The organism is Henriciella algicola, assembly GCF_003576245.1.
Classification (GTDB): Bacteria; Pseudomonadota; Alphaproteobacteria; order Caulobacterales; family Hyphomonadaceae; genus Henriciella; species Henriciella algicola.
In genome coordinates, this window is record NZ_QWGA01000003.1 from 754,321 (window position 1) to 770,268 (window position 15,948).

The window sequence follows — 15,948 nt, forward strand, 5'->3', positions numbered from 1 at the left end:
ACCCCAAACAAAAAGGCCCGGCCGCATCGCACTGATGGGCCGGGCTTTCTATTTCAGTTGAGCGTGGGCCCTATTCGGCAGCCTTTATGTGGCCGAGCTTGTCGATGTCGAAGGCGGCGAAGGTCGCAAGGTTCACGATATCGTTCACCGTGGCGCCGAGTGAGGCGATCTGGACCGGCTTCTCAAAGCCGAGCAGGATCGGACCGATCACGGTTGCGCGACTCATCGAGGTCAGGATCTTCGTCGCGATCGCCGCGGAGTGGATGGCTGGCATGACAAGCACGTTGGCCGCATCGGTGAGGCGCGAGAACGGATAGACCAGCTTGTGGCCCGGGTTCATCGCGACGTCGACCGAGATATCGCCTTCATATTCGAAGTCGATGTCATCGCGCGCATCGAGCATGGCGACGGCTTCGCGGACTTTCTCGGCGCGCTCACCCATCGGGTTGCCGAAGGTCGAATAGGACACGAAGGCGACGCGCGGGGTAAAGCCGAGGCTTTTCACGGAGCTTGCCGCCTCGCAGGCGATGCCAACCAGGTCTTCTGCCACAGGCAGTTCGGTGATCGAGGTGTCGGCGATGAAGATCGTCTTGCCACGGTTGATAACCATGGACATGCCGATGACCTGCTTGCCCGGGATCGGGTCGAGCACAGTCTGCACGTCTTTCAGGGCGACGTCATAGTTACGCGTCACACCCGTGATCATGCCGTCTGCATCGCCGAATTTCAGCATGCAGGAGCCGAACACGTTGCGGTCTTGGTTGACGAGACGCTGGGCGTCGCGGCGCAGGAAGCCCTGACGCTTCAGGCGGTCATAGAGATAGTCGGTATATTCCGGATTCCGGTCCGACAGGCGCGCATTGATGATCTCGAGCGAGCCTTCCGGCACGCCCATCTGCTGCATGGTGCGCGTAACCTGCTCTTCGCGGCCGATCAGGACCGGCTCGCCAAGACCCTGGTTCTTGAACGAGAAGGCGGCGCGAACGACGGATGGCTCTTCGCCCTCCGCAAACACGATGCGGGCCTTTTTCTCGCGGACGGCGGCTTGGACGCTCTGCACAAAGGACGCGGTCGGATCGAGACGGCGCGCCAGTGAGCGGCGATACTCGTCCATGTCCGGAATTTCCTTGCGCGCAACGCCCGTATCCATCGCGGCCTGCGCCACGAAGGGCGGCACAAAGCTGATGAGACGCGGGTCGAACGGCGTCGGGATGATATAGTCGCGGCCGAATTGCGGGCGCGAGCCGTGATATGCGGCGGCCACTTCGTCCGGCACGTCTTCGCGTGCGAGTTCCGCAAGTGCCTGCGCCGCGGCCACCTTCATTTCCTCATTGATCGAGCGGGCGCGCACGTCGAGCGCGCCGCGGAAGATGTAAGGAAAGCCGAGGACGTTGTTGACCTGGTTTGGATAGTCGGAGCGGCCCGTCGCGATGATCGCATCGTCGCGCACCTGCTTGATCTCTTCTGGCGTGATCTCCGGATCAGGGTTCGCCATGGCAAAGATGATCGGGTTTGGCGCCATGCTGGCGACCATTTCCTTGCTGACGGCACCTGCGATCGAGAGGCCGAGGAAGACGTCTGCGCCTTCCATGGCTTCGGTCAGGGTGCGCTTCTCAGTTTTAACCGCGAAGGCCGACTTGAACTGGTCCATCCGTTCGGTGCGGCCCTCATAGACGACGCCAGTGGAGTCGCACATAAGGATGTTTTCTGCCTTCACGCCAAGGTGACGGATCAGGCCTGCACAGGAGAGACCCGCCGCGCCTGCGCCAGAGATGGCGACTTTCACGTCTTTCAGTTCGCGGCCCGTAATGTTGCACGCGTTGATCAGGCCAGCAGCTGCGATGATCGCGGTGCCGTGCTGGTCATCGTGGAAGACCGGAATGTCGAGTTCTTCGCGAAGGCGGCTCTCGATGATGAAGCACTCAGGGCTCGCAATGTCCTCGAGATTGATGCCGCCCCAGGTCTCACCAATGTTACGGATCGTGGTGATCAGCTCTTCAGTGTCTTTGGAGAACACTTCGACATCGACGGAGTCGACGTCAGCAAAGCGTTTGAAGAGGACGGACTTGCCTTCCATGACCGGCTTCGATGCCATCGCGCCAAGGTCACCAAGGCCAAGAATCGCGGTCCCGTTCGAGATAACGGCGACCATATTGCCCTTCGAGGTGTACTCGTAGGCAAGGTCCTTGTCTTCTGCGATCGCCTTCACCGGCACAGCAACGCCAGGGCTGTAGGCGAGCGACAGGTCGCGCTGCGTAGCCATAGGCTTTGTCGGAGTGACCGACAGCTTGCCTGGCGTTGGGTGACTATGGAAGTCTAGCGCTTCCTTGTCGGTAAAGGTCGGACGCTTGGACGTCATGGCATTGGCTTTCAGGTTTAGACTACAACGTGTCTTCGTCTCTAAGGCGCTGCGGAATTGCCGACAACCCGCGTAACACTGGTTATTTGGGTTGCACACCTCCCATGCGAATCCGTTAGATTTCTTTCGATGCCAGACACCGCCACCCGACCCGCGCCTGAGAAAAAGGCACCGACGCCCTTCATGGCGCAATATCTCGACATCAAGTCGAGCCATCAGGACGCCCTGCTCTTCTTTCGTATGGGCGACTTCTATGAGCTCTTCTTCGAGGATGCCGTACGCGCGGCAGAGATCCTCGACATCACGCTGACCGCGCGCGGCGAGCATGACGGCAAGCCGATCCCAATGGCGGGCGTGCCCTATCACGCGTCAGAGGCCTATCTCGCGCGCCTCATCAAGTCCGGTGAGCGCGTTGCCGTCTGCGAACAGACCGAAAGCCCGGCTGAGGCCAAGAAGCGCGGCTCCAAATCCATCGTGAACCGCGAAGTCGTACGGGTCGTCACGCCCGGCACGATTACCGAAGACACGATCCTGTCTTCACGTCAGGGGCAGGTGCTGGCCGCCATCGCGCTCGCGGCGGGTGGTACAGAAGCCGCTATTGCCGCCTGTGATGTGTCCACTGGCGCGTTCGAGATCATTGAGGTGTCGCCCGAAACGCTTGGCGAGAAAGCCGCCAGCCTGCCGATCAGCGAACTGTTGGTGACTGAGGATGATGAGGCCCGACCGCTTATGCGGCAGGCGCTCGCATCCCTGCGGATGCCGGTGACGCGTCGCCCGTCGCGTGCGGCTAGCGTTTCCTCCGGAGAAAGCGCGCTGAAATCTGCCTACAAGCTCGCTGCGCTGGACGGGTTTGGCAGTTTCAACAAGGCAGAGCTTTGCGCCTGCGGCCTCCTGCTCGACTATCTCAGCCTTACGCAGGCGGGCGCTGACATCCGCCTCGATCCGCCAAACCGGCGTGGCCAATCTGCCAGCCTGTCCATCGATCCGGCAACCCGCGCGAGCCTTGAGATCGACACCGCCATGAATGGCGGCAGAAAAGGCACGCTGCTCGCCACAGTCGACCGAACACTGACCGCCCCCGGCGCGCGGCTTTTTGCTGACCGGCTGTCACGCCCCGAATGCGCGCGTGAGACGATTGAGGCGCGCTATGACGCGGTCTCTTTCTTCCTTCAGGAAGGCGACCTGCGCAGCGATGTCCGCGCTTGCCTGAAAGCTACGCCGGACCTTGAGCGCGCCCGCACACGTATCCGGCTGGAGCGCGGCGGCCCACGTGATCTCAGATCCATCGCGGTCGCCATCAAGGAAGGCGCATCGCTGGCGTCCGTGCTGGCGGCGCTGCAGACGGGCCTGCCTGCGCTACTTGGCGATGCGGTCTCTGCCCTCGACCCGGCGCGCCATGAAGACCTCGCCCAGCTTGCCAGCGACCTTGAAAACGCGCTGGCTGAAGACCTGCCGACACTCGCGCGTGATGGCGGCTTTATCGCCGATGGCTGGGACGCCGCGCTGGACGAATCACGCTCGCTGCGCCGCGACAGCCGCAAGATCATCGCCGAGCTTCAGGCCCGCTATTGCGATGAGACCGGCATCAGCGCGCTCAAGATCAAGTTCAACAATGTGCTTGGCTATTTCATCGATGTGCCGGCCCGCCACGGCGACGCTTTGCTGAAGCCGCCGCATGCCGAGACGTTCATCCACCGCCAGACGCTCGCCTCCAATATGCGTTTCTCGACACCAGAGCTGTCGGATCTCGCAGGGCGCATTTCCCGAGCCGAGGAAGCCGCCCAGACGCGTGAGATTGAACTCTTCCGCGAGCTTTGCCTGCGTGTCGAAGGCGTGAATGACGCTATCTCTGCTGCCGCCCATGCGCTAGCAGAGATCGATGTCGCTGCCGCCGCTGCTGACTGGGCAAATGCCAATGATGCTGTGCGCCCGGTCCTCGCGGAGGAACCGGTGTTTGAAGCCGAAGCCCTCCGCCACCCGGTGGTCGAAGCGGCGCTGAAAGCGACAGGCGAAGGCTTCACCGCGAACAATCTGAGCCTTGATGCGTCCGGCGCGTTCGCGCCGCGTCTTGCGCTCGTGACCGGGCCGAACATGGCAGGTAAGTCGACCTATCTGCGTCAGGGCTGCCTTGCCGTGATCCTCGCGCAAGCAGGGCTCTTTGTACCGGCCAAGTCAGTCCGGCTCGGCATTGCAGACCGTATCTTCTCGCGGGTCGGTGCGTCCGATGACCTGTCTCGCGGGCGCTCGACCTTCATGGTCGAGATGGTCGAAACCGCCGCCATCCTGAACCAGGCGACCGAACGCAGCTTCGTTATTCTGGACGAGGTGGGCCGGGGCACGTCGACTTATGACGGCCTCGCCATTGCCTGGTCAGCGGTCGAACACCTTCACAACACCAATAAGTGCCGCGCCCTTTTCGCCACCCACTATCATGAGCTGACGGGCCTTGCTGAAGAACTCGCCTGCGCCGCCAACCTCTCCCTCCGCGCCAAGGAGTGGAAGGATGAGCTTGTCTTCTTGCACGATATCGCAAGCGGCCCGGCTGACCGCTCCTATGGGGTGCAGGTTGCACGTCTGGCAGGCCTCCCTGCCCGCGCCGTACGCCGCGCCGAGCAGGTGCTGAAAAAGCTGGAAGCCAAGCCGGATGCGGTCGATGCCCTGCCGCTTTTCGCCTCTGTCGCGGAAGAGCCCGAAGCTTTCGCCCCGGCAGACGATCACCCCGCCCTCAAGCTGCTTGATGCGGTCAGCCCAGACGATCTGACGCCGCGCGAGGCCCTCGACCTTCTCTATCGTCTCAAATCAGAGCGATAGCCCAACGAGCAGATCCGCCAGCCATGCATTCAGGAATACTCCGCATCAGGAGTTCTTCTAAATTGACGGTTGCGTTGACCCCGCCTCTCGACATCTATCGATAGAGAGAAACGACCGGGGCCCCGCCTTTTATGCCTGACATTGTCCTGCCGCAGGAATTACAGATCGCGCTCGTCTTTGTGCTGCTGGTCGCTGTCTTCGTCAGCTTCGTGCGCGAGAAGATACCAGCCGATGTCGTCGCCCTGCTCGCCATGTCAGCCCTGCTGCTGACTGGCATTCTTTCAGTTCCGGAAACTCTCGGCGTTTTCTCCAATGCGGCGCCGATCACTATCGCAGCCATGTTTGTCCTGTCCGCCGCACTCGAACGCACAGGGGTCATCGCGGCGGCTGGTAACTGGGTGATCCGGATTGCCAAGAACTGGACGCCGCTCGTCGCCGTGATTGCCTTGATGGCGATTGTCGTGGCGCTGTCAGCTTTCATGAACAACACGCCTATCGTGGTGATCCTGATCCCGGTGGCGATCCGGCTTGCCCAGACGATTGGCACTTCGGCCTCACGCCTTCTTATTCCGCTGTCCTTCGCCTCTATCTTCGGCGGGATGACGACGCTGATCGGCACCTCGACCAATTTGCTCGTCGATGGCGTGGCCCAGAATGCAGGCCTTGCTGCCTTCGGCATTTTCGAGATCACAGGCGCGGGCCTCATCATGGCGGTCGCGGGTGTTCTCTATATGGCGCTCGCCAGCCGCTGGCTGCTGCCTTACCGCGACACGCTGGCAGACCTCCTGCCAACCACGAAGAACCGCCGTTTCATCGCGCAGGTGCTCGTCCCCGTCGACTCAGTGCTCATCGGAAAGACGATCAAGGAAACCGGCTTCACGCCCGAAAAGGGCTTCACGGTCATCGACGTGATGCGCGCCAACCGCTCTCGCCGCGAGGAGCTGGCATCGCTTGTCCTCGAAGCAGGCGACCGTCTCGTGGTGCGCTCTCCGGTCTCCGAAATGCTCAGCCTGCGAGAGGCAGGCGATGTTGCCATCGGGTCTGGCAGCGAAACCCAACGCCACGCCATCGAACCGGTTCAGGCGAGTGAAACCGTCCTCATGGAAGGTGTCGTCGGCCCTGAATCGCGTCTCGTTGGCCGCCCGATTGTTGGCGCGGGCCTCGTTCGTCTCTACGGCGTCTACGCGCTCGCCATTCACCGGCGCGGTGAGAATATCAGTCTCGAAGGTCGCGGCATTCGCTTCAATCTCGGGGACACGGTTCTGGTCGAAGGCCCACCCGCCGGCATGCGCCAGATGTTCGACGATCTGATGCTGAGCAATCTGACGGAAACGTCTGAACGCCCGCTGCGCCGTGACAAGGCCCCGATCGCCATTGGCGCCGTCATCGCCGTCATGGTGCTGGCCGCGCTTGGCATCATGCCGATTGCCGGGCTTGCCCTCATCGCCGCCGCCCTCGTGATCGCGCTCGGCTGTATCGACCACCAGGAAGCCTACAAGGCGATCCAGTGGGACATTCTCATGCTTATCTTCGGCATGCTGGCGCTCGGCATGGCGATGGAAAATTCGGGCGCAGCCTCCCTGCTCGTCAATTCGATCGCGGCCCCGGTCGGTGTCTTCGGCCCGCTCGCCGCGCTCGCAGCTGTTTACCTGCTGACCTCCACCATGACGGAAATCGTGTCGAACAACGCAACGGCCATCCTGATGACACCGATTGCGATAGGACTGGCCCAGAACCTCGGCGTTGACCCACGCGCCTTCGTCGTCGCCGTCATGTTTGCCGCGAGCGCCAGTTTTGCAACGCCCATCGGCTATCAGACCAATACGCTGGTCTACACCGCAGGCGGCTACAAATTCAGCGACTTTGCCCGCATCGGAGTACCGCTGAACCTCGTCTTTTTCGCCGTGGCGATGTTCGTCATCCCGCTCTTCTGGCCGCTTTGACGAACGTCAGAGAAAACCCGCATAGTGAGCGAAGTCGAACCATGCGGGTCTGTAATCTGAAGTCGGTAGGGCCGGGGCCTAGAACCCGCCTGCGGTCCCGTCCTTGCGCATCTCGGTCGCAGCAATCCAGGCGCCGGACTCAAAGTCCTTCATGATCGCCTGATAGCCGCCGCCATTGGCACTGCAGCACTCCACAGTATAGCCGCGTGCTTCCAGTTCGGCGCGGGTTTCAGGCGGGATGCCACTTTCCAGATGCACGGTGCCGATATCGTTGATGCAGGTATCGCCCGCATAGTCGTCGGTCGGCTCGCAGCCGCCCGTATGCTCCCAGCGGGCCGCATCGCCTGCTTCCTGAAGGCCCATATCATAATCGATCAGATTCAGGATGATCTGGACATGGCCCTGTGGCTGCATGCCCCCGCCCATCAGGCCAAAGCTCATCCATGGCTTGTACTCACCCTCGACCTGCTTGTAGGCAAAGGCTGGGATGATCGTGTGGAAGGGCCGCTTGCCCGGCTCGAACGCGTTCGGGTGCTCCGGGTCGAGACTGAAGAGCTGGCCGCGATCCTGAAACATGAAGCCGAGACCATCCGCGACGAGGCCCGTGCCCATGCCGCGATAGTTCGACTGGATCAGCGAGACCATCATGCCATTCTGGTCAGCGACCGTCAGATAGGTCGTGTCGCCATCTTCCAGTGTTTCGTCGGCCGCCATTGCCGCAAAGTCCATACCCGCATCAACCTGAGACAACGGCGCCGTCAGGCTGATGGCCTGCGCACGTTCGACATTATAGCCGTCACGGATGAAGACCTCCGGATCGATTCCGCTGAAGGCCGGGTCGGCATAGCCCTTGGCGCGGTCCGCAAAGGCAAGACGCTTGGCCTCGACCTGCGCCATGATGGAGTCGGGCGAACCAAAGCCCATGCCGCGAAGGTCAAAGCCTTCCAGCATCTCAAGCATCTGGAGCGCGGCGACGCCCTGCGTGTTCGGCCCAAGCTCACAGAGGCGAGTCTCGCGGTAATCGACGCAAAGCGGCTCGGTCCACTCGCCCTCATGGGCAGCAAAATCTTCATAGCGAAGATAGCCGCCAATCCGCTCGAAATAGGCACCCATGGTGCGCGCAATGTCGCCCTCATAGAAGGCAGAGCGGCCTTCGTCGCCAATCGTCTCGAGCGTGTTGGCAAGATCCGGATTGGTAAAGAGAGTGCCTTCGCGCGGCGTGGGCGAGAAGAACGTCTCACGCGCATTGTCGAATTCCTCGATCATGCCGCTTTCTGCATGGCGCGGGAAATTGGCGGCGCTGCGGCCCCAATAATAAGCGATGACTTCCGGGATCGGCGCGCCTTCGCGGGCATAGCTGACGGTTGGGGCGAGCAGCTCGTCCATGCCGACGCTGCCGAACTTGCCATGCAGGGCGAACCAGCCATCCACCGTGCCGGGCACCGTCACTGGGGCGGCGCCATAAGGCGGGATTTCCTCGCCGTCCATGAACTCGTCAGCCGCCGCCTGCATATCCTCAAGCGTGGCGCCCATCGCAGAGCGGCCAGAGCCATTATAGCCATAGAGCGTGCTTGTTTCCGGGTCCCAGACGATGGCGAAGAGATCGCCGCCGATGCCATTGCCCGTCGGCTCGACAAGGCCCAGCATCGCATTCGCTGCGATCGCCGCATCAACGGCATTGCCGCCATCTTCCATGACATTGAGCGCGATGCGCGTTGCCAGCGGATGTGCCGTCGCCGCCGCCGCATGCGGGGCAATAACAGAGGAGCGCGTGCCGATATCGCGGCCTGATGGCATCCGGTCGCCTTCTGCCGGGTCGCTATACTCGAACGGGGCTGGCGCAGACGCGGCATCAGCTGTGTCAGCGTCTTCGGACTGGGCTGTTGCTACCGGGCTGAATGCCGTCATTGCCGCCAGGAGGAAAGCGCCTCCACCCACAGAACTCTTCAGGCTTGTCATCATCATGCTGGTCACTCCCTATCGACGCGCGGTCGTTCTTACCCTATCCCTCCCCAACTTGCGGCACAGACCGCGAAAGGCAAGCAAGCACAGGAACCAGATCTTATCATGGCCTATGAAACGCTTTTGACTGAGGTGGATGAGGCAGTCGCCATCATCACGCTGAACCGTCCCGACGCGCTCAACGCATTCAATAATGCGCTCATGGATGAGCTCACCGAAGCGCTCGACCGGTTCGACAATGACGCCTCAATCGGTTGCATCGTTATTACCGGCTCCAAGAAGGCATTCGCTGCTGGCGCCGACATCAAGGAAATGCGCGAGCAATCCTATCTCGACGCCTATTATGCGGACTTCATTACCCGCAACTGGGAGCGGGCCTCTCGCATGCGCAAGCCGGTTATCGCGGCCGTCTCCGGCTATGCACTTGGCGGGGGCTGTGAGCTTGCGATGATGTGCGACTTCATCCTGGCCGCAGAGAACGCAAAATTCGGCCAGCCTGAAATAACCATCGGTGTGTCACCGGGCGCAGGCGGCACGCAGCGCCTGACGCGTTTCGCTGGCAAGTCCAAGGCGATGGAAATGTGCCTCACCGGCCGCATGATGGACGCAGAAGAAGCTGAGCGCTGCGGCCTCGTTTCCCGCATCGTGCCAACCGATGATCTCGTTGACGAAGCCCGCTCTGTGGCGCGCAAGATTGCGTCCCTGCCGCGCGCGACCGCGATGATGACCAAGGAAATGGTCAACGCCGCCTATGAAACCACGCTCAGCCAGGGCGTCATGTTCGAGCGCCGCCTCTTCCACTCCCTCTTCGCTACCGAAGACCAGAAGGAAGGCATGGAAGCCTTCGTCGAGAAGCGCGAGCCGCACTTCAAGAACCGGTAGGTCGATACGAACCTGTTCTATTGGAAAGAAGGCGCACCCGGATTTGCCAGGTGCGCCTTTTTTATATCAGGTATCCTCGGACATGGTCAGGATTGGTTTGATCGCCTTACCCTCTTCCATGTCGTGGACAGCCTTGTTGATGTCTTCAAAGCTATATTCGCTAATCAGCCGATCGAATGGGAAGTTGCCGTCCAGATAGTGCTGGATCAGCCGCGGTATGAAGACTTTCACCACGCTGTCACCTTCGACGCAGCCGATGATCTTGCGACCGCTCAAAATGTGCTCATTGGCATCGAAGTCATAATCAGTGCCGCCGGGCGGCGCGCCGACAATGAGAAGTGCGCCGCGATTGGCAAGCGATGCCCATCCAGCGCGGGCGGCAGGTTTGGCACCCGAACACTCTATAACGGCATCTACACCCTCGGCTGCGATCTCGCGAACCATCTCAGGTACATCGCCCTCATCAGCCTTGATCGTATGGGTCGCGCCAAGCTCTTTGGCGAGCTTCAACCGCTCCTCCTGCATATCGATGGCGATGATCGGATGGCACCCGGCGAGCTGTGCCGCCATGACCGCTGACAGACCGACACTGCCCACCCCACTGACGGCGATCGACGTCCCGGCGCGCGGAGCGAGCGTATTGAGCACGGCCCCCGCACCGGTCTGGATCCCGCAGCCAAGCGGCCCGAGGAGCTTGAGCGGCGCTTCGTCGGGCACTTTCACGACATTGCGCTCATGGGCGATCGCATAGGTTGCGAAGGAAGATTGCTGGAAGAAGGCCGCGTTGACATCATCCCTGAACACGCCGTCCTCGCTGCCGAGGCGCTTGTTCAGAAAGTTGAGATCCGTGAAGTCGTCGCAATAGGCCGGGTCGCCCTCCATACAGGGGCGGCAATCCCCGCAGGAGCCGTAGCTCAGCACGACGCGGTCGCCAGGCTTCAGGTCATGGACATGCGCGCCAGCAGCCTCGATCACACCGGCGCCCTCATGCCCCAGCACAACCGGGAAGTTCGTTGGCAGCATGCCATCGCGAACGGCAAGGTCGGTATGACAGAGGCCCGTTGCGACGATGCGGATGCGGACCTCATGTGGACCCGGGTCATCGATTTCTACGTCAGACAGGCGAAAATCGGCTTCTGCCTTGTCCACGATGGCGGCGCGAGCGGATTGGGTCATTGCGTTATTCCTTGTATCTACGAAGATAGAAAGCGCGCGGTGGTCGCTGCGTTCCTGCGCCCGACAGACGCACCCGGGCTGGGCGCTGCGCTTTCTTCAGCCGATGCAGCCCATCGCAGTTGACGCCACGGGGGCGTTTGGGTATGTCCGCCGCTTGCGTCCGACGGGACACTCAGGAGTTTTTGATGGCGAACACACGCTCAGCCAAGAAGATGGTGCGCAAGATCGCGCGCCGCACGGAAATTAACACCGCACGCCGTTCGCGCATGCGCCGCTTTATCCGCAAGGTCGAGGAAGCGATTGCATCGGGCGACAAGTCCGCTGCGCAGACCGCTCTCCAGGCAGCCCAGCCGGAAATCATGCGCGCTGCTGGCAAGGGCATTCTTCACAAGAATACGTCCTCGCGCAAAATTTCGCGCCTCAGCGCACGCATCAAGGCGATGGGCTAAGACAACCCGCCAAGGGCTGTCCTTGAAAATATGCAAGGCCTGCATGAGCAATCATGCGGGCCTTTTTTCGTTGGTTAAACATTGGCCGAAAATTGCAGATTTTTGGTGCCAAAAAACGGGTTTTACACAGCAATTCCAAGCCGTTTCCGTTGACAGAACATAATCAGAACATCACAGTGTAAAAGCGGCACAAATCGTACCTATATTTTTTTACACAAGCTTACGAGTTTGATTCATCGCCGCTTTTTCGGTGACAGAAATGAGTCAACTCCAGAAGTGCCGAAGATTCCCAAAAAGGCTTGTAGACAGGTTTGGAAGCCCTGTGGTTAACTTCAGCCATCGACGGAATTTGATCTCTGTACGGCAGGTTTTTGGACGGGCCCCCATTAGGCCCGAACACTCGAGCTATGATCTGAGTCGACGCGTAGAGAATAGGACAAAACACAGAAAAAAGGGGAAGTTCCTATGGGGCTGCAGGAAGAATCTGGCAGACACGAGAGTGAGAAAAACACTGACACCCAGCGCGGCGATGATCACCGGGGCATGGATCTTTGGCGCACCGTCCTTGAAGACGCGCGCCAAGAGTCGTCTGCCCACGATTTCGACAAATGGATTTCAGACTTGCGCTTCGTCGCCGACGACAATGGCACGGTCCTGATCGCGGCACGCGACCAGCTCGCCTATGAGCGCATCAACAGTCAGCACCGCCCGATGCTGCGCCGCGCATGGCGCAAGGCGGACCCACGCGGCCGCGCACTGAAAATCACCTGCTGGAAGGATATCCCAGAAGATACTCGTGACCTCGTCGGCTATCCTTGGACCGGCAACACCGAAACCGTCAGCAAGGTAGATGCCGCGACGCCTGAAACGTCCTCCGCCACCCCGGGACGTCATGGCAGCGCGATGAGCTTTGAGACGCTGATCGTCGGTGACACCAACCGCGCCGCTGTCCGCCTCGCCGAAGTCACGGTCGAGAACAAGCAGGTCCACGCTGACGTCGCCCTCATCTATGGGCGTCAGGGCACTGGCAAGACGCACGTCCTGCGCTCGATCGAGAAAGCCGTCATCCGTCAGGACGATGGCCGCCGCGTGACCTATATGTCTGCCGAAGAATTCATGACCGCCTTTGTTGACGGCGCGCGTGATGGCGACACCCGCCGCCTCAAATCGCAAGTCCGCGACAATGACCTCCTGCTGATCGACGACCTGCAGTGGATCGCGAACAAGAAGAAGACCGATGAGGCCTTCTTTGCGTCCCTGCGCGCCGTGACCGCCGAAGGTGGCCGGGTCATCCTGACCGCTGATGAAGCACCGGGCGACCTCAAGGGTTTCTCCGCACGTATGCGCGGGGAGCTGATGGGCGCCGCTGCTGTCGAGGTCGGCCTTCCAGATCAGGAAATGCGCCGCCAGATCGTCAGCCTTCACGCGAACCTCATCCAGCAGGGTCAGCCAAACTTCGAGATTGACGAAGAGATGCGCGAGAAGATCGTCGCCACCGTTCGCGGCCCAGGCCGTGACCTTTGCGGCGTGCTCTACTCGCTGCAGTCGGAAACCCGCTATGGTGAGATCGCGCCGACCTTCGAAATGCTGTGCACGGTCCTTCGCCGCCAGCAGGGCGAGTATCAGGCGCCATCGCTCGACAATATCAAGCGGGCCGCCATGCGCAGCTATAACCTGTCGAAGTCAGAGATCGAAAGCTCCAGCAAGTCGCGCAATGTCTGCGCGCCGCGCCAGGTCGCTATGTATCTCTGCCGCGAGATGACCGACAAATCGCTGCCGCAGATCGCCCGCTCTTTCTGCAAGAAGGACCACACCACCGTCATCCATGCATGGCGCAAGGTGAAAGGCCAGCTGCAGACCGATCCGGAGATGGTCCGGCAGGTTGAACAGGTCCGCGAAGCGGTCTTCGACATCCAGTCTGAAGGTAACGGCTGAACGCATTCCACCTGAGGCCGGATTTCTACGCAGCGTTTGGCCGCACAGGGCTTGCAATTTCAGCGATTTTGACAAGTGTACTCGGCCCGTCTCCCCGCAGGAGGCGGGCCGATTCGAGTTTAACGCCCGTGCAGACGGGCAGGAAAGGATGCGGCCTGAACGGGGCCGTTGTAATGGGCTGACGCATGAAGCTGACGATTGAACGAAGTGACCTGCTCAACGCGCTGTCGCACGTGCAGAACGTGGTCGAGCGCCGCAACACCATTCCGATCCTCTCCAACGTCCTGATGGAAGCAAAGGGCGGCGAAGTCACCTTCGTCGCGACCGATCTCGACATCGAGGCCGTCGATAGCGCCGACGCGACCATTGCCAGCGAAGGCGCGGTCACCGCGCCAGCCGGCACACTGTTCGACGTTGTCCGCAAGCTGCCATCCGGCGCTGATGTCGAGCTGGAGCTCAACCCGGAAAACCGCCGCCTGACGATCCGCTCTGGCCGCGCAAACTTCGCGCTGCCAACGCTCCCGGCCAGCGACTTCCAGACCATGACGGGCGATGATGGTGCCGTGACCTTCGATGTCGAGGCCGCCGATCTTCGCCGCCTTATCGACAAGACCCGGTTTGCGATCTCCACCGAAGAGACGCGCTACTATCTGAACGGCGTCTATCTTCACACAGCTGATGGCGACAAGGGCAAGGTGCTCCGCGCCGTTGCAACCGATGGTCACCGTCTCGCGCTGGCCGATTGTGACGCGCCATCCGGCGCCGAAGGCCTCGACGGTGTCATCGTTCCGCGCAAGGCCGTTGCCGAAGTGCGCCGCCTGATCGACAGTGCTGACGGCGATGTATCGGTCTCCGTTTCAGAGACGAAGATCGTCTTCCGCGCAGGCCGCGCCGTGCTGACATCCAAGCTGATCGACGGAGCCTTCCCGGACTATCAGCGCGTCATCCCGAAGGGCAATGACAAGCGCCTCGTCATTGATAACAAGGCGTTCGAGTCCGCTGTCGACCGCGTCTCGACCGTTTCGGCGGAACGCTCGCGCTCGGTCAAACTCTCGCTCGACGATGGCCGCCTTGTGCTCGCCGTGAACTCGGCCGAGACCGGTCAGGGTCATGAAGAGATTGAGTGCGACTACAGCGCGGACGCGATGGAAATCGGCTTTAACGCCAAATACCTGCTCGACGTGACCGCGCAGATTGAGGCGGAAGACGCAGAGTTCATGCTGAACGACCCGGCTTCCCCTGCCCTCATCCTTGATCCTGCAGATCCGGCTGCACGTTACGTGCTGATGCCGCTTCGGGTGTAAGCGAGGGCGATGACCGCCCTTACCCGCCTGCGCCTCAAGGATTTCCGTAATTATGAGAGCCTGTCGCTTGATCTCGACGGGCGGCATGTCTGCCTGTTCGGGTCAAATGGCGCGGGCAAGACTAATCTTCTGGAAGCCATCTCGCAGCTTGGGCCGGGCCGCGGGCTGCGCAGCGCATCACTTTCTGAGCTGACGCGTCATGGCGCAGAAGGCGGCTGGACCGTCTCTGCCAACCTTGACGACCGCCGCATTGGCGTCGGCCTCGAAACAGATGGCGGCTCTGCCAAGCGCGTCATCCGCATCGACGGCGCCCCGTCACAGGCCGGTGACCTCGCAGAGCTTGTCCGCATCGTCTGGCTGACCCCTGCCATGGACTCCATCTTTCGCGGCGGCGCGTCTGACCGTCGGCGCTTCTTTGACCGCCAGGTCATGGCGCACATTCCCTCTCACGGCACGGCGGCGGCCCGGTATGAACGCGCCATGCGAGAGCGCAACGCCCTGCTCGAACGCGGCCATGTTGACCCCGCATGGGCCGACGCGATCGAGACCCGTATGGCCGAGGCGGGCGCCGAGCTTGCGATCAACCGCGCGAGCGTCCTTGAAAGCCTGCAAGCGGCGGTCGATGCGCGGCCCGAAGGCTATTTCCCAAAGGGTGACCTCTCTCTGGAGGGCGAAGCTGAAACCTCCGCTGCCGCTGGCGAAGACTTCAAGACCATCTTCGAAAGCCTCACTGAGACGTATCGCTCCATGAGACGGCGCGACGCCGCTGCGGGTCGCACGCTGACCGGCCCGCACCGCAGCGACCTCAAAGTCATCCACCGGCCGACTGGCATGGTTGCGGGCGATGCCTCGACCGGGCAGCAGAAGGCTCTGCTCATCGGCCTCATCCTTGCCTCCGCGACGGCACTCGCCGGAGACGGCGGCGGCCCCGCCCCGCTCCTTCTGCTGGATGAGGCAGCTGCCCACCTCGACGCAAACCGGCGCGCCGCCCTCTTCGATGAGCTAAGCGCTCTGCCCGGCCAGAGCTGGCTGACCGGCACCGAACGCTTCCTCTTCGATGCCTTTGGGGACCGCGCCCAGCATATCGAAGTTGACGCAGGCGGCGCAGCGATTTTGGCCTAGACCTT

The 15,948-nt window shown here is 61.4% G+C and carries 10 protein-coding genes; 7 read left to right on the forward strand and 3 right to left on the reverse strand.

Annotation, left to right across the window (positions count from 1 at the left end; genetic code table 11):
- Nucleotides 1–70: 70 nt before the first annotated feature.
- Complete coding sequence (locus tag D1222_RS04090) at nt 71–2,359, reverse strand: NADP-dependent malic enzyme (RefSeq protein WP_119452936.1); 2,289 nt, start codon at nt 2,357–2,359, stop codon at nt 71–73.
- A gap of 129 nt (nt 2,360–2,488) precedes the next feature.
- Here D1222_RS04090 and mutS point away from each other — a divergent pair, with 129 nt between their 5' ends.
- Nucleotides 2,489–5,170, forward strand: a complete 2,682-nt coding sequence (gene mutS / locus D1222_RS04095; protein WP_233348506.1) for a DNA mismatch repair protein MutS — start codon at nt 2,489–2,491, stop codon at nt 5,168–5,170.
- Between the two features lie 131 nt (nt 5,171–5,301).
- Nucleotides 5,302–7,113, forward strand: coding sequence for an SLC13 family permease (locus D1222_RS04100; RefSeq protein ID WP_119452937.1), 1,812 nt, complete (start codon nt 5,302–5,304; stop codon nt 7,111–7,113).
- Between the two features lie 78 nt (nt 7,114–7,191).
- Here the strand turns inward: D1222_RS04100 and D1222_RS04105 are convergent, their stop codons facing one another.
- Nucleotides 7,192–9,075 (reverse strand): gamma-glutamyltransferase family protein, encoded by a 1,884-nt coding sequence (locus D1222_RS04105; protein WP_182481910.1) that lies wholly within the window; start codon nt 9,073–9,075, stop codon nt 7,192–7,194.
- A 105-nt stretch (nt 9,076–9,180) separates the two neighbouring features.
- Between D1222_RS04105 and D1222_RS04110 the strand changes: the two genes are divergently transcribed.
- Complete coding sequence (locus D1222_RS04110; protein ID WP_119452938.1) at nt 9,181–9,957, forward strand: enoyl-CoA hydratase; 777 nt, start codon at nt 9,181–9,183, stop codon at nt 9,955–9,957.
- A gap of 66 nt (nt 9,958–10,023) precedes the next feature.
- Here the strand turns inward: D1222_RS04110 and D1222_RS04115 are convergent, their stop codons facing one another.
- Nucleotides 10,024–11,133 carry an NAD(P)-dependent alcohol dehydrogenase gene (locus D1222_RS04115; protein ID WP_119452939.1) on the reverse strand — a complete coding sequence of 370 codons (1,110 nt, stop codon included), beginning with the start codon at nt 11,131–11,133 and terminating at the stop codon, nt 10,024–10,026.
- Between the two features lie 185 nt (nt 11,134–11,318).
- Between D1222_RS04115 and rpsT the strand changes: the two genes are divergently transcribed.
- The 4 genes from rpsT (at nt 11,319) to recF (ending at nt 15,943) form a co-directional block, all read left to right on the forward strand.
- Nucleotides 11,319–11,582, forward strand: coding sequence for a 30S ribosomal protein S20 (gene rpsT / locus D1222_RS04120; protein WP_119452940.1), 264 nt, complete (start codon nt 11,319–11,321; stop codon nt 11,580–11,582).
- 543 nt (nt 11,583–12,125) lie between these two features.
- Nucleotides 12,126–13,517 carry a DnaA ATPase domain-containing protein gene (locus tag D1222_RS04125; protein WP_182481862.1) on the forward strand — a complete coding sequence of 464 codons (1,392 nt, stop codon included), beginning with the start codon at nt 12,126–12,128 and terminating at the stop codon, nt 13,515–13,517.
- Nucleotides 13,518–13,702: 185 nt separating this feature from the next.
- Complete coding sequence (gene dnaN, locus D1222_RS04130; protein ID WP_119452942.1) at nt 13,703–14,821, forward strand: DNA polymerase III subunit beta; 1,119 nt, start codon at nt 13,703–13,705, stop codon at nt 14,819–14,821.
- Between the two features lie 9 nt (nt 14,822–14,830).
- Nucleotides 14,831–15,943 (forward strand): DNA replication/repair protein RecF, encoded by a 1,113-nt coding sequence (gene recF / locus D1222_RS04135; RefSeq protein WP_119452943.1) that lies wholly within the window; start codon nt 14,831–14,833, stop codon nt 15,941–15,943.
- Nucleotides 15,944–15,948: the final 5 nt, after the last annotated feature.